At 68.4% G+C, this 25,441-nt stretch carries 27 protein-coding genes; 8 read left to right on the top strand and 19 right to left on the bottom strand.

Annotation, left to right across the window (positions count from 1 at the left end; genetic code table 11):
- Positions 1–27 precede the first annotated feature (27 nt).
- From E0H73_RS08840 to E0H73_RS08830, 3 genes are read left to right on the top strand one after another with little or no spacing between them, the layout of a single operon-like run.
- The gene (locus E0H73_RS08840) at positions 28–1,338 is read left to right on the top strand and encodes a neutral zinc metallopeptidase (RefSeq protein ID WP_131352996.1); all 1,311 of its coding nucleotides are present in this window, start codon (positions 28–30) and stop codon (positions 1,336–1,338) included.
- Positions 1,339–2,244 (top strand): neutral zinc metallopeptidase, encoded by a 906-nt coding sequence (locus E0H73_RS08835; RefSeq protein WP_131352995.1) that lies wholly within the window; start codon positions 1,339–1,341, stop codon positions 2,242–2,244.
- A complete protein-coding gene (locus tag E0H73_RS08830; protein ID WP_131352994.1) occupies positions 2,244–3,161 on the top strand; it encodes a neutral zinc metallopeptidase in 918 nt (305 codons plus the stop codon). Before E0H73_RS08835 ends, E0H73_RS08830 begins: the two co-directional genes overlap by 1 nt.
- On the opposite strand, the gene E0H73_RS08825 is transcribed toward E0H73_RS08830, so the two are convergent.
- The gene (locus tag E0H73_RS08825) at positions 3,154–3,609 is read right to left on the bottom strand and encodes a GNAT family N-acetyltransferase (protein ID WP_131352993.1); all 456 of its coding nucleotides are present in this window, start codon (positions 3,607–3,609) and stop codon (positions 3,154–3,156) included. The two genes, E0H73_RS08830 and E0H73_RS08825, sit on opposite strands and share 8 nt — an antisense overlap.
- A gap of 235 nt (positions 3,610–3,844) precedes the next feature.
- Between E0H73_RS08825 and E0H73_RS08820 the strand changes: the two genes are divergently transcribed.
- Complete coding sequence (locus E0H73_RS08820) at positions 3,845–4,810, top strand: mechanosensitive ion channel family protein (RefSeq protein WP_131352992.1); 966 nt, start codon at positions 3,845–3,847, stop codon at positions 4,808–4,810.
- A gap of 204 nt (positions 4,811–5,014) precedes the next feature.
- On the opposite strand, the gene E0H73_RS08815 is transcribed toward E0H73_RS08820, so the two are convergent.
- The 7 genes from E0H73_RS08815 to E0H73_RS08785 all read right to left on the bottom strand — a co-directional run bounded on the left by E0H73_RS08815 (position 5,015) and on the right by E0H73_RS08785 (position 11,654).
- Positions 5,015–5,803, bottom strand: coding sequence for an IclR family transcriptional regulator (locus tag E0H73_RS08815; protein WP_131352991.1), 789 nt, complete (start codon positions 5,801–5,803; stop codon positions 5,015–5,017).
- Positions 5,804–5,879: 76 nt separating this feature from the next.
- Positions 5,880–6,785, bottom strand: coding sequence for a beta/alpha barrel domain-containing protein (locus E0H73_RS08810; protein ID WP_131352990.1), 906 nt, complete (start codon positions 6,783–6,785; stop codon positions 5,880–5,882).
- Positions 6,782–8,032, bottom strand: coding sequence for a CaiB/BaiF CoA transferase family protein (locus E0H73_RS08805; protein WP_131352989.1), 1,251 nt, complete (start codon positions 8,030–8,032; stop codon positions 6,782–6,784). Before E0H73_RS08805 ends, E0H73_RS08810 begins: the two co-directional genes overlap by 4 nt.
- Positions 8,033–8,059: 27 nt before the next feature.
- A complete protein-coding gene (locus E0H73_RS08800) occupies positions 8,060–9,511 on the bottom strand; it encodes a GntP family permease (RefSeq protein WP_131352988.1) in 1,452 nt (483 codons plus the stop codon).
- A 213-nt stretch (positions 9,512–9,724) separates the two neighbouring features.
- Complete coding sequence (locus E0H73_RS08795) at positions 9,725–10,255, bottom strand: hypothetical protein (protein ID WP_131352987.1); 531 nt, start codon at positions 10,253–10,255, stop codon at positions 9,725–9,727.
- A gap of 32 nt (positions 10,256–10,287) precedes the next feature.
- Positions 10,288–10,458: a family 4 glycosyl hydrolase gene (locus E0H73_RS08790; RefSeq protein WP_238163895.1), complete on the bottom strand. Its 171-nt coding sequence runs from the start codon at positions 10,456–10,458 to the stop codon at positions 10,288–10,290.
- Complete coding sequence (locus E0H73_RS08785; protein ID WP_131352986.1) at positions 10,455–11,654, bottom strand: ROK family transcriptional regulator; 1,200 nt, start codon at positions 11,652–11,654, stop codon at positions 10,455–10,457. Before E0H73_RS08785 ends, E0H73_RS08790 begins: the two co-directional genes overlap by 4 nt.
- A 262-nt stretch (positions 11,655–11,916) precedes the next feature.
- Here E0H73_RS08785 and E0H73_RS08780 point away from each other — a divergent pair, with 262 nt between their 5' ends.
- Complete coding sequence (locus tag E0H73_RS08780) at positions 11,917–12,162, top strand: ABC transporter ATP-binding protein (RefSeq protein ID WP_202867264.1); 246 nt, start codon at positions 11,917–11,919, stop codon at positions 12,160–12,162.
- Here the strand turns inward: E0H73_RS08780 and E0H73_RS08775 are convergent.
- The 8 genes from E0H73_RS08775 to E0H73_RS08740 form a co-directional block, all read right to left on the bottom strand.
- Positions 12,110–13,087 (bottom strand): DUF2891 family protein, encoded by a 978-nt coding sequence (locus tag E0H73_RS08775; RefSeq protein WP_131352985.1) that lies wholly within the window; start codon positions 13,085–13,087, stop codon positions 12,110–12,112. The two genes, E0H73_RS08780 and E0H73_RS08775, sit on opposite strands and share 53 nt — an antisense overlap.
- A 30-nt stretch (positions 13,088–13,117) precedes the next feature.
- Positions 13,118–14,089: a DUF979 domain-containing protein gene (locus tag E0H73_RS08770; protein ID WP_131352984.1), complete on the bottom strand. Its 972-nt coding sequence runs from the start codon at positions 14,087–14,089 to the stop codon at positions 13,118–13,120.
- Entirely contained in the window at positions 14,086–14,787 is a 702-nt protein-coding gene (locus E0H73_RS08765; RefSeq protein WP_131352983.1) for a DUF969 domain-containing protein, read from the bottom strand. Before E0H73_RS08765 ends, E0H73_RS08770 begins: the two co-directional genes overlap by 4 nt.
- A gap of 203 nt (positions 14,788–14,990) precedes the next feature.
- On the bottom strand, positions 14,991–15,668 hold the full coding sequence (locus tag E0H73_RS08760; protein ID WP_131352982.1) for a uracil-DNA glycosylase: 678 nt from the start codon (positions 15,666–15,668) through the stop codon (positions 14,991–14,993).
- Between the two features lie 140 nt (positions 15,669–15,808).
- Entirely contained in the window at positions 15,809–16,372 is a 564-nt protein-coding gene (locus E0H73_RS08755; RefSeq protein WP_131352981.1) for a DUF1990 family protein, read from the bottom strand.
- Positions 16,369–17,148 (bottom strand): YndJ family protein, encoded by a 780-nt coding sequence (locus E0H73_RS08750; protein ID WP_238163894.1) that lies wholly within the window; start codon positions 17,146–17,148, stop codon positions 16,369–16,371. Before E0H73_RS08750 ends, E0H73_RS08755 begins: the two co-directional genes overlap by 4 nt.
- Positions 17,149–17,168: 20 nt before the next feature.
- Positions 17,169–18,185, bottom strand: a complete 1,017-nt coding sequence (locus E0H73_RS08745; protein WP_131352979.1) for an LCP family protein — start codon at positions 18,183–18,185, stop codon at positions 17,169–17,171.
- A gap of 54 nt (positions 18,186–18,239) precedes the next feature.
- Positions 18,240–19,073 carry a helix-turn-helix domain-containing protein gene (locus E0H73_RS08740; RefSeq protein WP_131352978.1) on the bottom strand — a complete coding sequence of 278 codons (834 nt, stop codon included), beginning with the start codon at positions 19,071–19,073 and terminating at the stop codon, positions 18,240–18,242.
- 71 nt (positions 19,074–19,144) lie between these two features.
- Between E0H73_RS08740 and E0H73_RS08735 the strand changes: the two genes are divergently transcribed.
- Both E0H73_RS08735 and E0H73_RS08730 read left to right on the top strand, forming a co-directional pair.
- On the top strand, positions 19,145–19,930 hold the full coding sequence (locus E0H73_RS08735; protein WP_131352977.1) for a phytanoyl-CoA dioxygenase family protein: 786 nt from the start codon (positions 19,145–19,147) through the stop codon (positions 19,928–19,930).
- A 133-nt stretch (positions 19,931–20,063) separates the two neighbouring features.
- The gene (locus E0H73_RS08730; protein ID WP_131352976.1) at positions 20,064–20,357 is read left to right on the top strand and encodes an HU family DNA-binding protein; all 294 of its coding nucleotides are present in this window, start codon (positions 20,064–20,066) and stop codon (positions 20,355–20,357) included.
- Between the two features lie 7 nt (positions 20,358–20,364).
- On the opposite strand, the gene E0H73_RS08725 is transcribed toward E0H73_RS08730, so the two are convergent.
- Positions 20,365–21,390 (bottom strand): SMP-30/gluconolactonase/LRE family protein, encoded by a 1,026-nt coding sequence (locus E0H73_RS08725; RefSeq protein WP_131352975.1) that lies wholly within the window; start codon positions 21,388–21,390, stop codon positions 20,365–20,367.
- A 129-nt stretch (positions 21,391–21,519) separates the two neighbouring features.
- On the opposite strand from E0H73_RS08725, the gene E0H73_RS08720 reads away from it, so the two are divergent.
- Entirely contained in the window at positions 21,520–23,454 is a 1,935-nt protein-coding gene (locus E0H73_RS08720) for a M13 family metallopeptidase (protein ID WP_131352974.1), read from the top strand.
- 55 nt (positions 23,455–23,509) lie between these two features.
- Here E0H73_RS08720 and E0H73_RS08715 read toward each other — a convergent pair whose 3' ends face one another.
- Together E0H73_RS08715 and panD are read right to left on the bottom strand one after the other, a co-directional pair.
- Entirely contained in the window at positions 23,510–24,979 is a 1,470-nt protein-coding gene (locus E0H73_RS08715) for an aminopeptidase P family protein (RefSeq protein WP_131352973.1), read from the bottom strand.
- A gap of 17 nt (positions 24,980–24,996) precedes the next feature.
- Positions 24,997–25,419 carry an aspartate 1-decarboxylase gene (panD, locus tag E0H73_RS08710; RefSeq protein ID WP_131352972.1) on the bottom strand — a complete coding sequence of 141 codons (423 nt, stop codon included), beginning with the start codon at positions 25,417–25,419 and terminating at the stop codon, positions 24,997–24,999.
- Between the last annotated feature and the right edge of the window lie 22 nt (positions 25,420–25,441).

Raw genomic sequence — 25,441 nt, 5'->3', positions numbered from 1 at the left:
GTACGGACGAACGAGGGGGGACGAGCGATGCCTGAGGAGCACCCGGACGGTGCCGGTGCGCCCGAGCCGGGGCACTTCATGCCCGGTGGCGCCGGTGACGCCATGCCCGACGGCGGCCGCGCGGGCTTGCGTCCCCTCACTCTGACCCGCCAGATGCCGGGCAGCCTCGGCAAGGCGCGCGAACTCCACGGCACCGTCAACCCGGCTGCGCGCCGGAAGGCACAGCCGCTCCCGACAGATCCCGACGAAGCCGGCGGGTACGGCGCACCTCCGCCGGCACCGCTCGCCGGCGCTCCGCTCACCCCTCTGACCGGCACCCGTCGCCCCGGCGGATCCCGACCGGTCGGCTGGCACTCACCGGCGTCCCGTTCAGGCGCCCAGTTCTCCGCCGACGCGCCGCTGGTCAAACCCCCGCGGCAGCATTCCAAGGCGATCATCACCACCCTGTCCGTCCTCGTCGTCATCATGCTCACGGGCGCGACGATCGGCGGCTTCAAACTCATCGACTCCTACGACAACCCCGTCGCCAACCCGCTGGCCCGGCCGTCGGTCAAGAACACCGAGCCCCCGCTCCCGGTCCCTCCGGATCCCACCGTCACCGTCACCGCTCCGGTCGTCCCCGACCTCGTCCGCCTCCAGCAAAACGAGATCTACAAGGCCGGTAAGGTCGCCTCGGTCAGCTGCAAAGAGCCCGCGATCAAGCCGAACTCCCAATCGGCGATCCTCAAGTACTACAAGGCCCTCCTGCCCTGCCTCAACCAGGCCTGGGCCCCGGTGATCAAGAAGGCCGGGTACGAGTTCCGCGCGCCCAAGGTCGTCCTGCAGAGCGGCACGATCGTGGCGTCGTCGTGCTCCGGCGAAGAGAACGTCGCGTACTACTGCCCGTACGACGAGACCATCAACATCAGCTGGAAGAACGATCTGAAGAACTACCGCGACGACGCGCTGGGCGCCCGGGTCTGGATGCTGGACACGATGGCGCACGAGTACGGGCACCACGTCCAGAACATGACCGAGATGCTGACCGCGGCGTGGTCGCGCGAGGGCTGGGCCAAGACCAAGGCCGAGGAGCTCGAGTGGAGCCGCCGTACCGAACTCCAGGCGGGCTGCCTGGGCGCGGCGTTCCTCGGCGCGAACAAGAAGCCGCTCGGCCTGAAAGGCACCAAGCTGGAGGTCTGGGAGTACGAGACCCAGCACAGCGGCGACGAGTACAACCCGAAGAAGATCCGCGACCACGGCTCCCGCAAGAACCACTGGGTCTGGGGCCAGCCCGCCTTCAAGTCCGCCAGCCCTGCGTCGTGTAACACGTTCACCGCTCCCGCCGCCAAGGTCAGCTGAGTGGCCACCGCGGCGAAGACCGCTGTGCTGGGGGTTCTCGCGGTGGCGGTCGCCGTGATCGCGGGGTTTGGTGCTCGGCCGACGGATTCTGCGGTCGCCGAGCCCGTGTCATCAGGTACGCCGACACCCTCCGCGGCGGCGCCGTCGGTGCGGGCGGCGCCCGAGCCGACGCGGACGCCGACTGATCCCACGACGCTGGCGAGCAAGACGCCGTTCTACAAGACAGGAAGGGTGCCGGCGGTGAGCTGCCGGCTACCGAAGACCTTGGTGCAAACGCGGGCGGGGATGCTCGCGTACGCGCGCGCGATGGTCGGGTGTATGCAGCGCGCGTGGCAGCCGGCGGTGCGCGAGACCGGGTTCTCCCTCTACGCTCCGAACGTCGAGGCGTACTCGCTCGACAAGCCGGCGGCGACTCCGCTCTGCCGGAACCCGCCGCGGAACACCGACGGGTACTACGTGAGCTCGAACCAGCTCATCTGCTTCGAGTGGCCGTCGTTCGTCGATCGCGAGGACCCGGTCTGGAGCCTGATCGACTTCCAGACCATGGTCGCCCACGAGTTCGGTCACCACCTGCAGGACTCGGTCAACATCCTCTCGACGTACGAGTTCGCCCACGCCGGCGGCTCCGCGGCGGTGCAACTGGAGGACGAACGCCGCCTCGAACTCCAGGCCAGTTGCCTGGGCGCGGCCTTCCTCGGCGCCAACAAGCAACCCCTCAAACTCACCGGCCGGCGCCTCGACATGTGGGAGTACCAGGTCGCCCACACCGGCGACGAGTACAACCCCAAGAAGATCCGCGACCACGGCTCCCGCAAGAACCATGGGTATTGGAGCCTGCGCGCCTTCGAGTCCAGGAACCCGGCCTCGTGCAACACCTTCGTCGCGCCCGCCAAGCGAGTCAGCTGATGTCCGGTACTGCGAAGGCAGTGGTGCTCGCGATCGTGGCGGTTCTGGTGGCTGGGGTCGCCGCTGTGGGGGTCGTGTGGTCGCTCAATCAGCCCGATGAGTCGACGGATGCGGCTTCGGCTTCGGCGCCGGCGGTGACCGGGAGGCCAACTCCCACAACTGCTCCGAGGTCCGTGAGTGCGGTCAACCTGTCGGATGCCGACCGAGCCACCCTGACGGAGAACGAGATTCTGCTGCACAACCCGCTGTACTCGGCCGGTCAGGTGGCGGCGGCCGAGTGCTCGTCGTTGCCGACCGCGAGATTGGCGACCGAGCGGGCGATGATCCGTTACGCCAGCGCGTTCGTCGAGTGTCTGAACAGAGCCTGGGCGCCGCTGATCAAGCGGTCGGGCTTCAAGTTCACGCCGCCCGGAGCGGTCCACTCGGCTCCGACCGGAAGCGACTCGGCGTGCGGGGTGATGGACAAGGATGTCGGGGCCTTCTACTGCGACGTCGACCAGGGCATCTACTTCAACTGGCCGGACTACCAGGTCGAAGAGAGCTACTGGCAGGAGGCGGGCCGAGTGTCGGTCCAGTATCTGATGGCGCACGAGTACGGCCATCACGTGCAATGGTTGACGGATCTGGCCGATGGCTACAACAGCCGCTGGGGTGCTGCGACCGGGACGGCCGCGCGCCTACGGGAAGAGGACCGGAACGAGATGCAGGCGCACTGCTTCGCTGCGGCCTTCTTCGGCGCCAACCAGAAGACGCTCCGTCTGCACGGAGAGCAGCTCGCGCACTACGGACACCCGGGATTCCAGCGCACTGAGGTCGGGGACAACTTCGGGTCGTGGTTGCGGCAGGGGTTCCGGGCCAGGGGTCCGTCCGCCTGCAACACCTGGGCGGTGCCGTGGACGAAGGTCAAATTCACATGAGCTTGAGTTTGAAGCCTTCGTGGGTGTTGAGGAAGCCGAGGCGGTCGTAGAAGCGGTGGGCGGCGGTCCGGGACTTGTCGGAGGTCAGTTGGACCAGGGCGCAGCCCCGGGAGCGGGATTCTTCGATGGCCCACTGGATGAGCGTCGTACCCAGGCCGGAGTTGCGGGCGGGGACGGCGACACGGACGGCTTCGATCAGGCCGCGGGACGAGCCGCGGCGGGACAGGCCGGGGATGATCGTGAGCTGGAGCGTGCCGACGAGTTCATCGTTGCGCTCGGCAACCACCAGGAGCTGGTTCGGGTCGGAGTCGATGCGTTCGAACGCCTCCAGGTACGGCGTCAGGTCGTCGGTCGAGTCGCGGGTCGCGCCGAGCTGGTCGTCGGCGATCATCTCGACGATCCCGGCAACGTCGGCGCTGGTGGCGCGGCGGATCACCAGATCATTCATACCGGCAGGATCTCAAATCGCTGAATCGGTTCAGCAGTCGGGGTAACGACCGTAGTACCGAGACGGTGATTGCCTTATGCAAGGACCTTGCGCTGTCACACGCCGGTGTCAGCCGTTTGCCCTGCGCAACGAAGGGTACGAGTGATACTGGACACCACTGCATCCGCCCGTGCCGGGGTCGCGTGCGGTGTGTGCGCGGCAGCGGATGCGGGCCTCATTCCGGAAGGAAGGTCCGATGTCCGCGTTAGCGATCGACTTCACGCAGCCGTTCGAAGATGCCTTCAGCAAGCTTCTCTCGTTCGTCCCGAACCTGCTCGGCGGTCTCGTCATCCTGGTGATCGGCTATTTCGTCGCCAAGGTGCTCGGGAAGCTCGTCGGCAAGCTGCTCGGGCGGGTCGGGTTCGACCAGTGGATGGAGCGGGCCGGTGTGTCCGGTGTGCTGCAGCGGTCCGGCACGGGGCTGACCGCTTCGGCGATGCTGGGCAAGGTCGTGTTCTGGTTCGTGTTCCTGATCAGCTTCACGATGTTCGCCTCCGCGCTCGGCGTACCGGAGATCTCGAACTTCATGAGCGACATGCTCGGCTACATCCCGCGGATCTTCGCCGCGATCGTGATCATCTGCCTGGCGGCGCTGTTCGCGAACTTCCTGGCCGCGATCATCCGGGGTGCGACCGGCAACGAGATGCTCGCCAAGGTGGGCAAGTACGCGATCCTCGTGTACGCCGCGTTCGCCGCGCTGACCCAACTCGGGATCGCGGTCCAGCTGACCGGCAACACGCTGCTGATCGTGCTCGCGGGTGCGGCGCTCGCCCTCGGTCTCGCTTTCGGCCTCGGGGGCCGCGAGATGGCCGGCCGGGCGCTGAGCAATCTGTTCGACCGAGACATGATCAAGAAGCCGGCCACTGGTTCGAACGGTACGACGGCGTACCCGGCTGACGGTGGCTACGAGCCTCAGCCCGACTACCAGCCGCAGGCCGGCTATCAGCCGCAGCCCGGTTACGAGACCCAGGCCGGTTACCAACCCCAGGCCGGTTACGAGACCCAGGCTGGTTACGAGGGTCAAGGCGGCTACCAGGGTCAGCCCGGTTACCAAGGTCAGCCGGGTGAGCAGCACCCAGCCACCCACGGCGCCCCCCAGAACGGCGGCTGGTCCAACGGCTCAACCCCCTCCAACACCAACTGGCAACCCGGCCAACCCTGATCAACCGCGTGCCTCCGCGCTCCGCGCGGAGGCACGCGGGAAGTAGGTGCGGGAGTGAGCGGGTGTGGGGTGTGGGGAGGGAGCGGGGCGCGGCGCACGGGGCTGGGGCAGCGGGCGCGGGGTGCTCGGGGTGTGGGGTCTGCGGACGCGCGGGCTGGCGGAGTGAGCGGGTGGCGACCCGTGGGGGGCCGTGCGTTTGCTTGCTTACATGGTGGTGGGGAAGCGGCCGCCTAGGAGGCGGGTGGCGTGTTCTGCCGATTCGACGAGGAGGTCCAGCCAGTCGAGGCAGCGGGCCAGGGGCATGCGGATGGTGGGGCCGCTGATGGTGAGGCAGCCGGCTAGCTCGCCGTTCGCCTTGAAGACGGGGGTGGACAGGCCGGAGGCGCCTTGCTCGCGTTCGCCGATGGTGATGGCGTAGCCGTCGGCGCGGGTCTGCTTGATCACTGCGGCCAGCTCGTCCGCGCTGGTGATCGTGCTGTCGGTGATCGACCCAAGCGGCTGCGCCAGCACCGACTTCGCCAGCTCGTCGTCCCACGCCAGCAGGACCCGGCTGGCCGACCCGGCGTGCAGGGGCATGATCTTGCCGACGTGCATCTCCCGGCGCAGGGCATGGTTCGTCTCGGCCAGCGCCACACATACCCGATGTCCCTGCTCAGCCCGGAAGAACGCGGCCGTCTCGCCGGTGGCGTCGCGCAGTTGCCGCAGCAGCGGCACGATCAGGTCGAGTACGTCGACCCCCTTGACCGCCGGCGCCGCCCAGTACGCCATCTTCACCCCGACCCGCACCTGGTCGCCCTGCCGGTCGAGGAAGCCGAGGGAGACCATGTTGGTGACGAGCCGCTGCACGGTGGACGTCGGGAATCCGGTGGCATCGCGGATCTCGCTCAGGGTCAACGACGGCCGATCGAGCGAGAACGCATCGAGAATCTCGCCGATCTTGCCCAGCACCAGAAGGGGCTGACCGTTCCCACCCACCGGATCCGCAGTCGCCATGGCCTCAGGGTATGCGACCTGCCGTCGCACCGATCTGTCGCCGATCATCCCTCGATACCTCACTCAGTACTCCGGATCACGACGCCCAGGGGAAGGACGTCGTACTGGCCTGTGCGCCCTGACCGGCGCGGGAACGGTTCGGCTCGCCGAGCTCGGCCAGCAGCCCGCCCGCCAGCCGCACCAGCTCGCCGAACTTCGCCGGAGTGAGCCACTCCGGCCGGAGCGCGAACACCAGGTCCTCGGTCGCGGTGTTTCCGGCCGCGCCCGGCGCGAACGGGCATCCGCCCAGTCCGCCGAGCGATCCGTCCACGGTGGTCGCGCCGGCATCGATCGCGGCCAAGCTGTTCGCCACGCCGAGCCCCCAGGTGTCGTGACCGTGGTAAACGATCGGCCGGTCGTCGACGGCCGCCGTCCGGCCGACGAGGTGGTGGACCTGTTCCGGGATCGCCTGGCCGAGGGTGTCGCACAGTACGACGTCACTGGTCCCGTCGGTCCGCGGATCGAGGACGATGTCCAGCACCCGGCCGGGCGGGACCTCACCCTCGAACGGGCAGGTGAAGGCGGTCGCGATACACAGCTGGACGTCGCCCGAGACGTCCGCCGCCAGCCCCAGCGCCTCGGGCAGTGCGGCCAGGCTGTCATCGGTCGAGCGACCGAGGTTCGCCTGGTTGTGCTTGTCCGACGCCGAAAGGCAGTACTGGAAGTTCCGCGCGCCTGCCTCGGCCGCCCGCGCCACGTGGCGCGGCGTCGCGACCCAGATCCAGCACTTCTCCAGCTCCGCGGGCGTCAGCTCGCGAATCACATCGAGCGTGCCGTCCATCGCCGGCACCAGGTCCGGCCGCGCCATCGAACCGATCTCGAGCGCCGGAACTCCCAACGACAGCAGGGATCTGACGATCTCGACCTTACGGGCCACAGGCAACGGCTTGCCGGTGAGCTGCAGACCGTCCCGCAGCGTGACATCGCGCAGTACGACGGTCATGACGCCTCCTCCAGGTCCTGCGTGCCGCGCCGGATCTCGGCGGCGGTCAGTCCGAGCAACCCGGAGAGCACCTGTTCGGTGTGCTCGCCCAGGTCCGGCCCGAGGGTGCGGATCGGCAGCGATTGCTTGCCGATCACCGGGACCACACCCGGGAAGCCGACATCCTTCAGTACCTCGGCACCGTTGGAGACGTCGAACCGCTGGATCATCGCGCGAGCGGCGTACTGCTCGTCCTGACTGATCTCCCGCGCGGTGTAGATCGGCCCGCACGGAACGCCGGCCTCCTCGAGTTCCTCGATCGCGGTCGCCGCCGGCCGTCCGGCCGTCCACGCACCGATCGCCTCGTCCAACTCGTCCCGCCGCGCCCACCGGCCGGCGTTCGACCGCAGGTCAGGGTCATTGGCGAGATCGGCACGACCGATCAACCCCACCAGCCGCTGGAAGATCCGGTCGCCGTTACCGGCCACGATGATGCTGTCGCCGTCCTGGCACAGGTACGCGTTCGACGGCGCGATGCCTTCCATCCGGCCGCCGATCCGCTCCCGCAGTACGTCGTACGCCTCGTAGTCGGGGATCAGCGACTCCATCATCGACAGCATCGACTCGTTCAGCGCGACGTCGATCACCCGCTCGGTCAGCGGCGCCGGCGGCAGTCCCGCCGTACGCCGGACGTCGCGCTGGAAGAGCGCCATCACCGAGCCGAAGCCGGCGTACAGGCCGGCGATCGAGTCGCCGATGGAGATGCCGACCCGGGCCGGCGGCCGGTCCGGGTGGCCGACCAGCTCGCGGAAGCCGCCGTGCGCCTCGGCGACCGCCGCGAAGCCCGGCCGGTCCGACATCGGCCCGGTCTGCCCGAACGCCGAGATCCGGGTCAGCACCAGCTCCGGGTTCGCCGCGCTCAGTACCTCTGGGCCAAGGCCCCAGGCCTCGAGCGTGCCCGGCCGGAAGTTCTCCAGTACGACGTCGCAGTGCCGGACCAGCTCGAGTACCGTCCGGCGGCCGAACTCGCTGCGCAGATCCAGCTCGATCGACTGCTTGTTGCGGTTGATCGTGCGGAAGAGCAGCGACGTGGTCCCGGCGTACAACCGCCAGTTGCGCAGTTCGTCACCGGTGCCGGGCCGTTCGACCTTGATCACCTCGGCGCCGAAGTCCGCCAGCAGGCGTCCGGCCGTCGGGGCGGCGATGTAGTTGCCCAGCTCCAGGACCCGGACTCCGGCCAGTGGCGCCGGCGACTCGCTCGTGGTCATAGCAGTGCTTCTCCAAGGGTTGGTGGGTCAGAACAGCAGGCTGATCGGCATCAGCAGGAGGATGGCGACCACCGAGGCGATCGACACCCCGATCGTGCAGCTCTTCAACGTGCCGCGGGTGGTCTGGCCCATCAGTGCCTGCAGCAGCCAGAAGGTGTTGCTGGTGACGTGCACCGCGAACAGCGAACCTGCACCGGCCGCCAGTGCGATCAGCACCGGGTCGAGCCCGAGGGCCGGGGCGATCGGGGCCAGGATGCCGGCCGCGGTGATCGCGGAGATCGTGACCGAGCCGACTGCGATGTGCAGCGCAGCGGCCATCACCCAGACCACCAGGAGCGGGGCGACGGTGTTCGCACTGAAGTAGCCACGCAGGATGTCGCCGAGTCCGCCGGCCGCGACCACCGCCGCGAGCGAACCACCGACCGCAGTCAGGATCAGGATCTGGCCGCTCTCCTTGAACCCGCGGGCGATCGCCTTCTCGACCCGCGGCTGTCCCATCGCGTACCGGCCGATCAGGCAGGTGCCGATCAGGCCGACCAGCAACGCGACGACCGGGTCCGAGATCAGTGAGACGACCTTGTTCTCCCAGTCGGCGGCCTCGGCGATCGCGCCGAAACCGATCAGCACCAAGGCCGACAGCAGCGGGACGAACAGCACGAACAGCGGCGGCTGACCGGTCTCGTCCACGTCGGCGACATCACCAGTGCCACCAATCGAATCAGTGCCACCCACCGAGCCGGTACGACGGACGTCCGCCGAACCGCTGCCCCCGCCGACGGTGACGGTCTCCTTCACGTCCTCGTCGATCGCGAGGGCCTCGCCGGCGACGGCCTGCTGCTCGTCCACGGCCTCGTTCCAGAAGCCGCGACGGAACAGGAACGTCATGATCGTGATCGCGATCAGCACGGTCGGGATGATCAGCACCAGACCCCAGAGCAGCATCTTCCCGAGCGGGACGTGCAGCAGTGCGGACAGCGCCAGCGCGCCGACGCCGGGGACCATCAGGACGATGCCGCACTCGAGGCCGATCGCCAGCGCGGTCGCCATCCGGGCGTTGCCCAGCGGGCCGATCCGCTTCGCCGCGGACCTGGCCAGCGGAGCCGAGATCACCAGCAGAACGTCGAGGTAGATCGACTGCAGCAGCGTCGCGATGGTGAGCGCCATCGAGTAGGGAAGCCGCTTCGGGCCGAACAGTTGGAGCAGGTGCTTGACCAGGCGCTCGATCGCGCCGAGCTCCTGCAGGATCGAGCCCATCAGCACACCGAAGGCGATCAGCAGGCCGACCTCGGCCATGATGTCGCCGAAGCCCTTGGTGATGGTCTCGACCGTCTTGTCCAGCCCGAGCTTGCTGACCAGGCCGAGATAGAGCGACCCGACCACCAGCGAGATCACCGGGTTGACCCGGAAGCGGACGATGAGGACCACGATGGCGAGGATCGCCACCGCGGTGTTGATCAGTACTCCGACGTCAGAAGTCATGGGGGCAGAAGTCCTTCGAACGGGGATCGCGGGGACAGTGCGGACATCGTCTGGCTCACAATGTGAACATAGACCCACGAAGTAGGCAAGAGGTTGAACCCCGTACGTTCCCGCAATCTCCGCACAACGACAACGGCGGCCGCTCCCAGAGGGGTGCGGCCGCCGTGGCGACGGGTGATCAAGATCTCACAGTGTCGGTAGTGCTCCGAGTACTCAGTCGGTCGCGGCGTCGGGACCCGCGCGGCGGACGTCCTCGACCTTGGTCATGGCGTCGCGCAGGTCGGCGAGCCAGGACTCGCTGTGCTGGGCGACGAGTTTCACGCACCAGCCGAGCGCGTCGCTGCGCGAGCGGGCCACGCCGGCGTCGACGAGAGTGTCGAGGACCTGGCGCTCGGGCTGGCGGAGCCGGGTCATCACCGGCGCGGACAGGGACGTGAAGACCGTCCGGGTCTCGCCGCACCGCACACCCCAGGCGACCTTGCGGCGGGTCGCGTGCTCCAGTTCGCGGGCGATCTCGATCCGGCGTTCCCGGGTGTCCTCGCGGTACTGCTTGATCCGGCCCTCTTCGGCGGCCGACCGCTCGGCCGCGCTCACGTCGTCACTCTGCTCGGGCGCCGCGATCCGCCCGACGATCAGGATCTCGTCCCGGTCGATGCTCAGCTCCGGCTCACCCTCGAACCACTCGGCCGGCAGCCGTCCGGTCAGCCAGCCTCTCACCCGTTCACTCTCATTCTGTGTACTCATGTAATCATGATTACACCTCAATCAAGAGACCTTCAAGCGGCCGGAGGTGGTGCGAACGCAGCCCGCAGCCTAAGCTCGAGCCGGTCGGCGTCCGGGTCGACCAGGACCAGCTCGGAGATCGGCAGCGTGTCAGTCAGCCGGGCGAAACCGTCGACGAGTTCTGGCGTGTAGGTGGATCCGCCGCCTACGACTGTGAGTTTCATCCGGGCTCCTGCGGGATGGGTGGACCTGCGGTGTCGAACACTTCGTCGCGGGTGGTGCTCAGGGCGGACTGCAACGCGCCGGAGAGCACGGGGTCGCTGTGGATCGCGGTCAGCAGCAACCGCGGCCGGGGTACGGCGAGATCGGCGAGCTCGTCCTGGACCAGGCCGCGCAGGCGTTCACCACCGGCCGTGATCACACCGCCGGCCAGCACGATCAGCTCGGGGTCGACGACCGCGACGATCGCTGCGAGGCCGACTGCGAGCCGGTGTGCGAACTCGGCCAGGACCGCGTCGCCGGCACCTTCGCTCTCGAGCGCGGCAGCGATCGCGGCCTCGGGCGTGCGCGCTTTCAGGCCGTGCGAGCGGGCCAGCTCCAGCACCGGTTCGCCACCGGCGAGCTCCTGGAAACCACCTGCGTTGTTGCGACCGACGTTGCGGACCAGCGGCGTACCGGGCAGCGGGAGGAAGGCGACCTCGCCGGCGCCGCCGGTCGCGCCGCGGTGCAGCCGGCCGTTGATCACGACGGCCGCGCCGATGCCCTCCTCGCCCCAGAGCAGGACGAAGTTGTCGGAGTCCCGGGCGTGGCCGATCTGCTGCTCGGCGATGGCGGCCAGGTTGACGTCGTTCTCGACCTCCAGCGGAACGGCGATCGCGGCGGCCAGCTCGTCGAGCAAGTGCGGGGCGTGCCAGCCGGGCAGGTGGGTCGCGTACCGGAGCCGGCCGGTGGTCGGGTCGAACCCACCCGGCGTGCCGATCGCGACGCGGCGCAACCGCTCGCGCGTCAGTCCGGCCTCGCCTACGGCGCCGTCGATCGCCTTGAGCACACGCTCGACGGTCCCCTTGGCGCTGCGGCCCGGGGTGGGCAGCTCATAGCTGCCGACGACGTTGCCGGTCAGGTCGGCGACCGCGGAGCGGATCCGGGCCGGCGTGACGTCGAGGCCGGCGACGTACGCGATGCCGCCGTTGATCTCGTACAGCTGGGCGTTCGGTCCCGGGCGGCCGGCGCTGGTGCCGCTGGCGCGGACGAGACCGGCGGCTTCCAGCCGGGCGAGCAGCTGCGACGCGGTCGGCTTCGACAGGCCGGTGAGGTTGCCGAGGGTGGTGCGGGACAGCGGTCCCTGGGACAGCAGCAGGTCCAGGGCGGCGCGGTCGTTCATCGCGCGAAGCAGGCGGGGAGTTCCGGGTGTCGTTGCCATGAGCTAACCCTGCCTCCCTCTGACGCTCCCGTGTGGTCGGCTCGCTGATCCTCAAGACTGTTAGGAAAGTTTCCTATTAACGCGAGACCGTACGGCGGACGGGTGCGGGTGTCAATGCTGACTCCTTCGCCACCCCCAGAACCGCCTGCGGCGCGGGCGCCGTCGAACGCGTCGCTGGTCGGGGGGAGTCGGGCCGGGAAGACCACGCTGGCGGCGATTGCGGCCGGAGTACTCAAGCCGAGTGCGGTGTGGTTGTGGGCGCGTGCGCTACCGGATGGCCCGGATCGCCGTACTGGATGAGGCGACGGTGGTCGCACACCGGTTGAGGCAGGCCGAGCAGGCGGACCGGATCGTCGTACTGGACCACGGACGGGTGGTGAAGTCCGGTACGCCTGAGTCGCTGCTGGCCGACGCTGGACCGTACGCCCAGCTGTGGCGCAGTTGGGCGGGAGTGCCTACGCCTGACTCGCCAGCAGGGCGAACGACACGAGCCAGTGCGTCGACATGAAGTCGCCATCGGTCACTGTCGGCAGGACCGCCTCGAGCTGACGGTCGGCTCCGTGGCGTAGCACCTCAGCGGCGTCAGGCAATGCCGGTGCGATGGTGCGGAGCTGCCAGGCGCGGGACAACGCCAGGCCGGACAGGTGTGCCAGCTGTCCGTCGCCGGAGTCGTCGGTGATCGGCACCTCCAGCAGGTGCTGGTGTGCGTCGCCGCCGAGGCCAGGCAGGAAAGCTGTCAGCCAGGTGGCGAACTCGTCGGCCGGCAGCACGTGGCGCATCAGCTCCGCCTCGGTCAGCGCCGGGGACAGGAAGTCGGTGCCGGACGGCTCGAAGCGCGTGTCGTACGCCGTATCCGCGCCGAACCACTCGAGCGCGCGGGCTCGGATCGCGTCGACCACATCGGCGCGGCCGAGATCGTCGTACGCCTCGAGGAGCAAGGCGAGCGCGAACGCGCTGTTCAGGTGGACGCCGTGCCGGACCGGGTAGGCCTGGCGCGGCAGCCACTCGAGCACGAGGTCGGCGATCGTGTCGCCGAGCGGGGTGAGGGCGTCCGCCCAGTTCTTTGCCTGGGGCAACTTCTGCGCGGCCGCGACCAGCATCGCCGCCCAGGCCCAGCCGTACGGGCGTTCGTACGACGGATGATCGCGCAGGTACGCCGCCTCGGTCGCGATCGCCTCCGGGGTGAGTCGTTGGTCGAGCACCTCGATCGGGCGATGGCCGGCCTGGTCCGGTGCCAGCGTGAGCAACCGGACCAGGGACCACTGCATGTGTGCACTGGAGTGCCAGTCGTACGAGCCGTGGAACGCCGGATGCAACCGGTCCGGGGTCACGTCCACGTCGTCCGGACTCGCCGACGCGTGGGCGGAACCGTACGGGTACGGGGTTTCGAGCACCTGACAGGCAATGGCGGACCAAGCGGCGGCGTACTTCATAGGACTCCCTTCAGTGTCGCTTACGGGACACTAGAACGCGAAGACGTACATCAGGACGATGTTGCAGGCCAGCAAGGGAACCGCGGTCGGGACCTGCGCCTTGATCGGGCCGTACTGGTCCTTCATCTCGAGCAGTGCCGCCGGGACCAGGTTGAAGTTGGCGGCCATCGGCGTACACAGAGTGCCGCAGAAGCCGGCCAGCATGCCGATCGCGAACACGACCGCCGGAGTACCGTCGAACTGCTGCACCAGCAGCGGCCAGCCGACCGCCGCCGTCATCACCGGGAATGCGGCGAACGCGTTGCCCATGATGATCGTGAAGACCGCCATCCCGATGCAGTACAGGGCGACCGCCGCGATCAGCGAGCCCTTCGGGATCAGGTGGTCGGTCACTCGGCCGACCGCCGTGCCGACGCCGGAGGCGTTGAAGAGCAGGCCGAGCGTGGCGAGCATCTGCGGCAGGATCGCGGTCCAGCCGATGTGCTCGAGCAGCCGCCGTCCCTCGTGCATCGGGACCGCGGGGGACTTGGGCTTGAGCAGCACCATGCCGACCGCGAGCGCCAGCAGCGACGCGACGCCGAGGCCGATGATGGTGGCCGAGCCGGACTGCAGCAGGAGTTTGCCGTCACCCACGTGCACCTTGGCGAGCCAGGCACCGAAGATCGCGGCGACCACCGGGATCACCAGTGCCGGCAGGAAGAGCTTGTTGCCGAACCGGTCGGCGAAGCGCATCCGCTCCTCCGGGCCCGTGGTTCGCTCCTTGCCCCGGCCGGGGAAGCCGGCTCCGGCCAGCAGCGCCAGTCCGATCACCGCGATGCCGAGCAGCCAGGACGGCGCCTGCTTGTTCACCACGAACGTGCCGTAGCCGAACGAGAGACCGAGGATGCCCCAGAACGCGGCGGAGCCGATCCGCTTGGGGTTGCTGCGGTCGTTGATCACCTGCGCCGCGATCAGGACGAAGAAGATGCCGCAGAGCCAGTAGAACCACTCGACCTTGATCACTGCGCCACCTCCTTCGCGTTCGCCCGGTCCTCGGCCGCGAGCTTGTCCAGCTGGCGATCCAGCAGGAACAGCCGGACGCCGTGGATGAGCAGCGCGCAGATGCCGGTCGGGATCGCCCAGAGTGCGATGTCGATCGCCTCCAGGTGCAGCCCGTACGTCGTGTCGACGAAGCCGGTGATCAGCAGGATCGAGCCGATCGCGACGAAGATGTCCTCGCCGAAGAACAGCCCGACCGTGTCGGCGCTGGCGGCGAAGCCCTTGATCTTCTCCTGGACCCGCTCCGAGAGCGAGCCGTAGCGGCGCTCCGCGGCGCCGGCGGCCATCGGATGGATGAGCGGCCGGACCGCTTGGGCGGGACCACCGATGCTGGTCAGACCGAGCGCCGCCGTACCTTGCCGGATCAGCAGGTAGACGGCCAGCAGCCGGCCGGTGGTCATGACTTTCAGCTTGCCGATCAGCTTGCGGGCCTGGTGTTGCAGGCCGTAGCGCTCGATCAGCCCGATCACGGGCAGCGTGACGATGAAGACGGTGACGGACCGGCTGCCGGCGAAGCCGTCGCCGAACGCGTTCAGGATCTTGACCGGTGACAGGCCGCCGATCAGGCCGGCCACGATGCCGGCCGCGGTCACGACCAGCATCGAGTTCAGCCGCAGGGCGAACCCGACGACGACCACCGCGATGGCGAGCAGAACCCACATGGTTCCTCCCGGGGACGGAACGGTGTTGCATCGATTGACGCGAGTCCGGCCACCATAAGAGATTGTTGAACGATCCTGCAATGCATCATTCGAACAAGTTTCTTCGGAGAACGATGAAACGCGCCGTGACCGCGTGGGTCCGGCGCGTTGTCGTCGTACTGGATTGCTGGTCGTACTGGATTGGTGGTCGTACCGTTGGACGGCTAGGGGAGGCGCCAGTCGATCGGGGTGGCGCCCTGCTCGACCAGGAGGGCGTTGACACGGCTGAACGGGCGGGAGCCGAAGAAGCCGCGATCGGCCGACATCGGACTCGGGTGCGCGCTCTCGACGTACGGCGTACTGCCGAGCATCGGCTTGAGGGTCTGGGCGTCGCGGCCCCACAGGATCGCGACCAGAGGGCCGCCGCGGTTCACCAGCGCATGGATAGCTTGCTCGGTGACGGTCTCCCAGCCCTTGCCGCGGTGCGCGCCGGACTTGCCCGGCTGCACGGTCAGCACTCTGTTGAGCATCAGCACGCCTTGGTCGGCCCACGGCGTCAGGTCGCCGTTCGACGGAGCCGGTACGCCGACGTCCGCCATCAGCTCGCGGTAGATGTTGGCCAGGCTGCGCGGGATCGGCCGGACATCCGGCGCGACCGAGAAGCTGAGCCCGACCGGGTGGCCGGGTGTCGGGTACGGATCCTGGCCGACGATCAGCACTTTGACCTGCTGCAACGGACTCTTGAACGCGCGCAGCACGTTCTCCCCGGCCGGCAGGTACGGCCGCCCGGCCGCGATCTCCGCCCGGAGGAACTCACCCATCCGTGCGACCGTCTCCTCGACCGGCGCCAGCGCTTCCGCCCAGTCCGGCGCCACCAAATCCGTCAACGTCTTCGGGCTCACCCGCCACAGTTTCGCAGTACCCGATCCACCCCCGCACCTCGGGTTGCCGACACCTGTTCGCGTGTTGGTCAGCCCGCAGCCTTGTCACACCGGGTACAAAGGGGGCGGCCCCGCAAAGGTATGAGCTTGCGGGGCCTTTGCTATGGGGTGGCCAGCCGGCGGAGGACGTTGGTGTAGCGGCGGGCGGCCAGGTGTTGGGCTTTGCGGGTGGCGGGGCCGCCGAAGCGGGTGTACCAGGTGGCGGGGCGGCTGTAGGCGCGGACGGTGAAGTGGATGCCGTCGGGGTCTCGGGTGACTACGAAGGATTCCTCACCGGACTCGGGGTGGCCTTCGAGAGTGCCGTAGGCGAAGCCGATGCGGTCGGGTTCGTCGACGGTCCAGACGACGCGGCACGGGACGGGGAAGCCGAGCAGGCCGACCGGGGACAGGGTGCGAAGGCGGCCGACGAGCATGCCGGCGCCCAGCCTGCCGAGGCTGTTCGTGCCGATGGACGGCGGGGTGTCGGTCGCCGTCATCGGCAGTCCGGCGGCGCGATGCATGCGCCATCCGAGCAGCGCCTCACCGGCTCGCCGGAACACCTCGTCGCCCACGCCGATCTGCTCCCGGTACTCGAGCCGGTGGTACCCCTGCGGCGTCTCGTCGTACCGCGTCGACCCGACCACGTCGTAGTTGAACCGCAGCCCGGCCAGATCCTCCAGCCTCATCGAACCCCTTCCATCACCCGTCGCCACGCCAGTACCCCGCACAACGCGAACCCGACCGCGTTCGCCAGACCGTGTGTCGCAACCATCCACTCCAACGGTAGGTACGGCGTACCAGCGACATGCCCCAAGGCCCAAGTCAGCGCCAGCACCATCGTCACCACGAGGACCGACGCAGAGACGATCAGCAGGGCGGCGGTGGCCCGGCCGGCCTGCCGCGACCGTCGCCAGAGGTTCCAACCGACCAACCACATCCCCGCGGTCAGTACGGCGGCACCCGCGAGCTCCACCGAGTCGCCGACGAAGAAGCCGAGCAGGACGATCCCAGTGCCGACCGGCACGCTCACGGCCGCCACTGTGGTCGCCCAGGTCTCCGACTCCGCCACCAGATAGGCGATCAACGCCGCTGCGAAGCCTGCGAAGTGGAAGTGCGCGACGGTGAGGGACAGCACCGTCAGGTTGAAGCCGAACAGCTCGTACGACGAGCGCTCGGCGACCAACGCGAGCGCGGCAATGGATGGTGTCGCCAACGCCGTGTAGAGCGCGATCTCGCGAGGGCGGATCGCCTTGTGCTGCAGGAGATGGCGGCCAGCCAGGGTGATGAGCACGAGCGTGCCGGCGAGGTAGATCGAAGCCAGGATGATGGAGACCGTGCCGCGCGGCAGCCAGAGGGCGAGTGCCCCGGGGATGGCGAACGCGAACCACCAGCGAGTGCTGGTGGTTCGCGTCGGGAGGAGGGTGAGGCCGAGCGGTACGACGACGAGCATGCCCAGACTCACTACCGCATGGACGAGGACGGTCAAGCGCTCTTGAGGCCGGTTGTGTTGTCCTGCTTGAGGGCGTTGAAGAGCGCCAGGGCCTTCTTCTGGTCCCACCTGACCGCGACGCTGCCGTCGGACAGGCGATAGTTGTCGTCGCTGATCGGGACGGTCAGGGTGACGCCGCCGGTACCGGAGACCGCGCGCATCCCGCGGGCGAAGCGGATGAAGTCGAACAGGCTCATGTCGTTGTCGACGGTCAACGCGTCCACGCCCTTGGTGGCGACGTTGAAGTAGCGCACCGGGTTGAGGAACGTCGACGGCGAGCTGGCCTTCTTCGCCACCGCACCGACCATCGCGCGCTGCCGCTCCACCCGGCCGAAGTCGTTGTTGCCGTCGGCCTTCCGGGACCTGACGTACCCAAGCGCGTTCACACCGTCGAGTTCCTGGCAGCCGGCCGGCAGGTCGATATGCGCGTCCTTGTCTTTCATTGCCTTGGGCAAACACATCTTGATCCCGCCGACACTGTCGATGACCGAGGCGAAACCACCGAAGCCGACCTCCACGTAGTGGTCGATCCGCAGGCCGGTCGCGTTCTCGAGGGTCTCGATCAGCAGCGCCGGGCCCTTGTTGAAGGCAGCGTTGATCTTGTGCTTGCCCTTCATCCCCGGGATGGTCACTGCGCTGTCGCGCGGGACACTGATCAGCGCCGTCGGTCCGGAGTCGGGTACGTGCATGATCATGATCGTGTCGGTCCGCGCACCGCTGTCGGAGCCGGTGTGCAGCCGGGCCCGCTCAGCACGGCTGAGGTCCTCGCGGGCGTCGGAGCCGACCATCAGGTACGTCGTTCCAGGGGTTTCGGCCGGCCGGTCGCCGGTCGGCATCGCGTCGATCTTGTCGATCCGGCTCCAGGCGTAGAGCGGGACCGCGACGAGCATGAGGATGAACAGCAGGACGATCAGTCCGACGGTCCGGAGGAACCAGTTGCGCCGCTTCTTCGGTCGTGCCTGCGGCGGCCGGCTCACGTAACGTGGGTCGTTGGGCTGCGGTTGACTCATACCCACGACCGTAGCGGTGCCGGGTGCCGGTGCACGTCACCCCACTGAACGGTTTTACCTGGCGGAAAGTCGATCCCGCCTCCTCCGGAAGGAGGAAATCGGGCCCGAAACCGAACCAGAACGCCGGAACCCGCCGGGCGAAAGCCCTACCCGGGTGGTGAACAAGCGCGTGAAGTACGCCGGATCGTCGTACCCGACCTGCCGGGCGACCACGGCAACGGGCAGGTCCTCCTCGGCGAGCAAAACCTTTGCAGTGTTGAGTCTTGTGGTCAGGACCAGTTCCTGCGGCGTGGAGCCAGTGGTACGACGGACTGCCTCGCGCAACTCCTTCACGGTCAGCCCGAGCTCAGTGGCGTAGTCCTGAATGCTCATCGGCGTACACGCCAACTCACCCAATCGCCCGGCCACATCATCAGCACGCGGCGGTGCGGCAGCCGCCAGAAGCTCATACAGCGCAGCCACTGTCTGTACGGCGTCATGCGTCGTACTGACCCGCAGCAGCCGGGTGAACGCGCGGTCGACTGGGCGCGCGTCGGCATACCGTCGTACGGGCTCGGACGGGTCGAGATGGCCCAGTGTGGTGAGTGCCGCGGTGGCCGGACCGCTGAACAACGCCCACGCCTGACGCCAGCGAGTCGTGGGTCGGTAGCCGTGCAGTACGCCGGGATAGAGCCAGAGCATCGCGGGCGCCTTCACCTCGTGCAGCCGGCGGTTGGGGCCGTACAGCAACTGCCCGCGGCCCTCTTTGATCCAGACCACAGCGTGGCAGCCGAGCGCCCGCTCCGGAGGTGCCTCAGGCGGGTGGTCCTGTTCGCCGGCGCCGAGGCAGAAGAGTCCAAGTTCGCGCTCAGGAACGCCAGGGGTCAGGTAGATCGACCAGTTCGGCATGACACAAGAGTCCAAGAATCGGGTCCCGGCTGTCCATTCCTGTGCGGCCCCGGCCCGGATGCAATGGACGTGTGCTGACTTCGAACGGGTATGTGCTGGATGAGCGGCGGCTCGGTGAGCTGAGCGTCGTACCGGAGCGGGAGCGTCGGGACCGGCCGCGGTTGCGGGAGAGGTTGCAGCGGGACGGGTACCTGTACCTGACCGGACTGCTGGATCCCGAGGAGGTGCTGGCGTTCCGGCGTTACTACTTCGGGCTCATCGGGTCGGTGACCGAGCGGGCGACGTACCGGAAGGTCCTGTTCGGTCAGATCGTGCCAGGAGCCGAGTACGCCGCCTTCTGCACGCAGCCGGGACTGAAGGGGTGGTTCGAGTGGTTCCTGGGTGGTGACCCCTTCCTGCACAAGCGGAAGATCATCCGGCAGACCGCACCGGGCGAGAACGGCATCGGTACGGCGACGCAGGCCCACTACGACCTGGTCTACCTGCGTGGGGGCAGTGACCAGGTGCTGTCGGCGTGGATCCCACTGGGCGAGTGCCCGGTCAGCCGCGGCGGCCTGACCTATCTGGAACGCAGCCACCACAGAGTCCTCGCGGACGAGGCCTCAGAACGACTCAAGCGACCTGCAGCATCCATGACCGCCGACCTGCCGGGCCTGGCCGAGGAGTACGACGCGAACTGGCTGGTCACCGACTATGCGGCCGGAGACGTCGTGATCCACACCGCGCACACCATCCACGCGGCCCTCGACAACGTGTCCACCGGCATGCGGCTCTCCACCGACATTCGCTACCAACGAGCCGACGACGCCGTCGACGCGCGCTGGCAGAACCACTGGCACGACCGGGACGGACTCTGAGCAAAGCAAGACGCCGGCCCCGCCGGCGAAGTTCCCGCTCCGGTGCGGTCGACCGGATTCCGGGCGCTTCTCGCTAACGACAATCATTTCGGTTACGGTGCCGATCGAAGGGTTAGCGAATCGGAGGAGAGCCGTGAACCGCAACGAGCTGGTCGCCGGGGTGGCGCAGAAGGCGGGCATCCCGCGGAACCAGGCCGAGAAGGTCCTCGACGCGCTGGGCGACGTCGTCACCGAGGCCGTGCACAAGGGCGACAAGGTGTCGCTGACCGGTCTGCTGAGCATCGAGCGGGTCCTGCGCGCACCGCGCACCGGCCGCAACCCGCAGACCGGCGAACCGCTGGCGATCCCGGCCGGCTACTCCGTCCGCCTCTCGTGCGGCAGCCGCCTCAAGGCTGCCGCACGAGGTGACCTCCGGACCGTTTCCTGACCCCCGATCACCCCTTCAGGAACCGGATCGGATCGCACTGGCCGTCGTCGGCCGAGTGCTTCATCGCCGAGATGTCGACGGCGGTGGCCCAGTACGGCGTGGTCGGCTCAGGCGGCGTGGTGAACCGTGCGTTCGGCAGGTAGAGCCGGTCCCCGAAAGCCGCCGCAGTGGTCGGTACGTCGAAGTCGGCACTGGTGATGCGCCGGTCCACCATCCCCATGGTGCCGGCGGAGTTCAGGCTGACGACCGCGATCGTGTTCAGCCGGTTCTGGACGACGTACAGGGTCTTGCCGATCAGCAGCAGGCCGTCGCCGTTCGTCATCACCTCGGTGCCGAGATCTACCCGCTTGGTCACGCCGGTGCGCGGGTCGACCCGGAACAGGAAGCCGGTCGACGACTGCACGATGATCAGGCCGCGGCCGTCCGGGGTCAGTGAGATGCCGTTCGCGTTGGTGGCGCCGGCGCTGTGCTGGTAGTCGCCGCTGAGCGGGACGGTCTTCACCGCGGACTGCCCGGCCAGCCGGCCGTGGCGGCCGAACGGGACCTTGTAGAGCACCGGCTGCTGCGAGTCGGTGAACCAGGCCGCGTCCTTGCTCAGGATCACGTCGTTCACGAACGTCGTGGTCGAGGTGGTGAACGTGTAGCTCTTGAGGATGCGGCCGGTGCGGAGGTCGACCACACGGCCGTTGCCGCCGCCGGCGCCGGCCACCCACAGCCGTCCGGAGCGGTCCACCTTCATCCCCAGGGAGGCGGTGCCCGGTCCCTGGCTGAACACCGTCCCGGTCCCGGTCCTCAGGTCCGCCCGGTAGATGTCACCGTCCACCCGGGAGCCGAAGAACGCCTTGCCGCCGGCGATCGCGATGCCTTCCGGCTGGAACCCGTCCGGCAGCTCGATCCGGGTCGGGAACTTGGTCGTGGTCTGCGTCGTGGTGTGGGTCTTGGCCGGGGCAGCGTCGGCCGGCGAACTCACCATGCCCAGTAGCAGAGCGGGCACGCTCAGCACTGTGGTGACCCGGCGGACAAGGTTAGACATGGGCGGGCCCTCCTGATCCGATGTCCTTTACAGGGACAACGGCGCATCCCTGTGGATGGTTCAAATTCTGGTCGGTGCGAACGGGTACTGTCACTGGCAGCAACTCGACTTCGGGAACAAGGGGCAGGGATGACAGCAGGGATCGACAGTTCCGGCACGGTGCGCCCGCAGGACGATCTGTACCGGCACGCGAACGGGCAATGGCTGGCCGAGCACGAGATTCCGGCGGACAAGGCCATCTACGGCGCCTTCCACGCGCTGTGGGACACCGCCGAGCAGGACGTCCGCGCGATCGTCGAGAAGACCGCCGCGGCCGGGCACCCGGACGGCAGCGAGGCGCGCAAGATCGGCGACCTGTACGCCAGCTTCATGGACGAGGACACGATCGAGCGTCTCGGCGCCGAGCCGATCGCCGAGCAGCTGGCCCTGGTCCGTGCGATCGAGGACGTCCCCGGCCTGGTGTCGGCGCTCGGGCAACTCGAGCTGCAGGGCGTGCCGGGTCTGTTCCACTACTGGGTCGACGCGGACGCGAAGAAGTCCGACGAGTACGTCGTGTACCTGATGCAGGGCGGACTCAGCCTCCCCGACGAGTCGTACTACCGCGAGGACAACTTCGCCGGCGAGCGGACGGCGTACGTCGCGCATGTCGCGCGGATGCTGGAGCTGGCCGGACTGCCCGACCCGGCCGGGTCCGCCGAGCGGATCATGGAGCTGGAGACGCGGATCGCCGGCCACCACTGGGACCGGGTGAAGAACCGCGACGTCACGCTGACCTACAACAAGGTCGACCGGTCCGGCCTCGAGGCACTGGCCCCCGAGTTCGACTGGTCGGTGTGGCTGGCGGGTGCCGGCGTACCGGAGAGTGCCTTCGAGCAGGTCGTCGTCCGCGAGCCGGACTTCTTCACCGGAGCCGCCGCGGCCGTGCAGGACGCCGGGCTGGACCGCTGGAAGGAGTGGCTCAGCTGGCGGATCGTGCACAGCGCGGCGCCGTTGCTCAGCAGGGCGTTCGTCGACGAGAACTTCGCCTTCTACGGCACGACTCTGACCGGTGCCCCGGAGCTGCGCGAGCGTTGGAAGCGCGGCGTCGGTGTGGTCGAGCAGGCGCTGGGCGAGGCGCTCGGCCAGCTGTACGTCGCCGAGCATTTCCCGCCGGCCGCGAAGGCCCGGATGGTCGAGCTCGTGCAGAACCTCGTCGAGGCGTACCGGCAGCGGATCGAAACGCTTGACTGGATGGGCGCGGACACCCGGCAGCGCGCGCTGGACAAGCTCGGCAAGTTCATGCCGAAGATCGGCTACCCGGACAAGTGGAAGGACTACAGCGGGCTCGAGATCGACCCGGCCGACCTGTTCGGCAACGTCCGCCGGTCGGTCGCGGTGGAGACCGCGCGTGACCTGGCCAAGCTCGGTCAGCCGATGGACCGGACCGAGTGGAAGATGACGCCGCAGACGGTCAACGCGTACTACAACCCGCCGATGAACGAGATCGTCTTCCCGGCCGGCATCCTGCAGCCGCCGTTCTTCGACGCCGACGCCGACGACGCGGTCAACTACGGCGCGATCGGCGCGGTGATCGGGCACGAGATCGGCCACGGTTTCGACGACCAGGGCTCGCGGTACGACGGCGACGGCAACCTGAACGACTGGTGGACCGACGACGACCGGACCGCGTTCGAGCAGCGCACCGACAAGCTCGTCGCGCAGTACGACGCCCTCGAGCCGGCCGAGACGCCCGGGCAGCATGTGAACGGCAAGCTCACCCTCGGCGAGAACATCGGCGACCTGGGCGGCCTCTCGATCGCGTACGTCGCCTACCAGTTGTCGCTCGACGGCGCCGAGCCCTCGCAGGCCGACGGGCAGCGGTTCTTCACCTCCTGGGCCCACGCCTGGTCGACCAAGACCCGGCCGGAAGAGGCTGCGCGGCGGCTCGCGATCGACCCGCACTCACCGCCCGAGTTCCGCTGCAACGCGGTGGTGAAGAACATCGACCAGTTCCACCAGACCTTCAACAGCACCGAAGGCGACGGCATGTGGCTCGCCCCGGAGGAGCGCGTCCGGATCTGGTAGGTAGACAAGCGAAGGGGGCCGCACCGATCCCGGTGCGGCCCCCTTCGGTTGTTCTCTAGGAAGCCATCCAATTGTGGATGCCCTCGACGTCGCGGGGCATTGCGTCGGAGAGGTTCTCGGCGCCGTCGTCGGTGACGAGGATGTCGTCCTCGATCCGGATGCCGATGCCGCGCAGGTCCTCCGGCACGGTCAGGTCGTCGGCCTGGAAGTACAGGCCCGGCTCGACCGTCAGCACGTAGCCGGTCTTCAGCTCGCCCTTGCGATACTTCTCCGACCGCGCCGCCGAGCAGTCGTGCACGTCCAGCCCGAGCATGTGGCTGACGCCGTGCAGCGTGTAGCGCTGGTAGAGCATGCTCTCCGGGTCGAGCGCCTCCTCAGCCGAGACTGGCAGCAGGCCCATCGCGTCGAGGCCGTGGACGATGACCTCCATCGCCGCCTCATGCGCGGCGCGGAAGTGCGCACCGGGCTTGACCGCCGCGATGCCGGCGTTCTGCGCGTCCAGCACCAGTTGGTAGAGCTCGCGCTGGCGCGGGGTGAACTCGCCGTTCACCGGCAGCGTGCGGGTGATGTCGGCGGTGTACAGCTGGCGGTTCTCGACGCCCATGTCGAGCAGCATCATCGTGCCGTTGTCGACGGTGCCGTCGTTCTCGATCCAGTGCAGCGTGGTCGCGTGCGGTCCGGACGCGGCGATCGAGCTGTAGCCGAGATCGTTGCCCTCGGCCCGGGCCCGGCGGAAGAACGTGCCCTCGATCCAGCGTTCGCCGTACTCGCGGACCTTGTCCATCTCGGCGAGGACGTCGGAGAAGCCGCGGTGCGTGATCGCGACCGCGTCCCGGAGCTGCTCGAGCTCGAACGGGTCCTTGACCAGCCGCAGCTCGGACAGCGTGGCGGCCAGCTCGTTGTCCTTGAGGTCGTCCCTCCGGGCGCCGCTCAGCAGCGACGCGATCGACTCGTCCTCGCCCCGCCGGACCCGGGTGGGTACGTCGCCCTTGAGTGCGTCCGCGAGCTGGTCGACGTGCCGGGTCTCGACCCCGAACTCCTTGGCGGTCTCGGTCAGCGACGGACGCCGGCCGGCCCACAGCTCGCCGTACATCCGGTCGCGCCAGAACTCCTCGCCCTCGCTGCGGTCCGCGCGGGGCCGGAAGTACAGCACCGAGTCGTGGCCGCTGGTGCCGTTCGGCTCGAGCACCAGTACGGCGTCGGAGGTCTGGTCGCCCGCCAGCCAGACGTAGTCGGTGTGCGGGCGGAAGACGAAGTCGGTGTCGTTCGAACGGACCTTGTAGGTGCCGGCCGGGATGACCAGTCGCTCACCCGGGAACGCCTGCGACAGCGCGTCCCGCCGCTTGGACGCCCACACACCGACATCGCTGAGCGTCACGTCGTGTCGCTCCGAGTCGGCCCAGCCCGAGTTCATGAACGCGCGCAGCTTCGGGTTCGGCTCGTTGTCGTGCGACGCGGTCTTCGGTGCGGCTTCGCCGGTCGTGGCGGCGGTGGTGTCAGCGGTGGTCTCGCCGGGTTCGGTCATCCTGGACCAGTCCTGTCTCAGCGCGGGGTGTGCAGTTGGTCGCCCCGCAGCGTGCCGGTGTCAGGCAGCGCCTCGGCGGGGTCCGAGCCGATGCGGGTGATCGCATTGTGCTCGTCCACGAAGACTACGCTCGGTTGGAAGACCTTCGCCTCGCTGGTGTCGAACATCCCGTAGGCGATCAGGATGACCAGATCGCCCGGATGGATCAGGTGCGCGGCGGCCCCGTTGATCCCCACCACCCCGGACCCGCGCGGCCCTTCGATCAGGTACGTCGACAGCCGCTGACCGTTGGTGATGTCGACGATGTCCACCTTCTCGCCGGCCAGCAGATCGGCGGCATCCATCAGGTCCGCGTCCAGCGTGCACGACCCGACGTAGTGCAGGTCCGCCTGCGTCACCGTCGCCCGGTGGACCTTGGCCCGCATCATCTCTCTCAGCATGGAATCATCTCGCGCAGCATGC

This window comes from Kribbella pittospori (genome assembly GCF_004331465.1).
GTDB classification, from domain to species: domain Bacteria; phylum Actinomycetota; class Actinomycetes; order Propionibacteriales; family Kribbellaceae; genus Kribbella; species Kribbella pittospori.
Note: the sequence above shows the minus strand (reverse complement) of the source record. Positions and strands in the feature narration are given on the sequence as shown.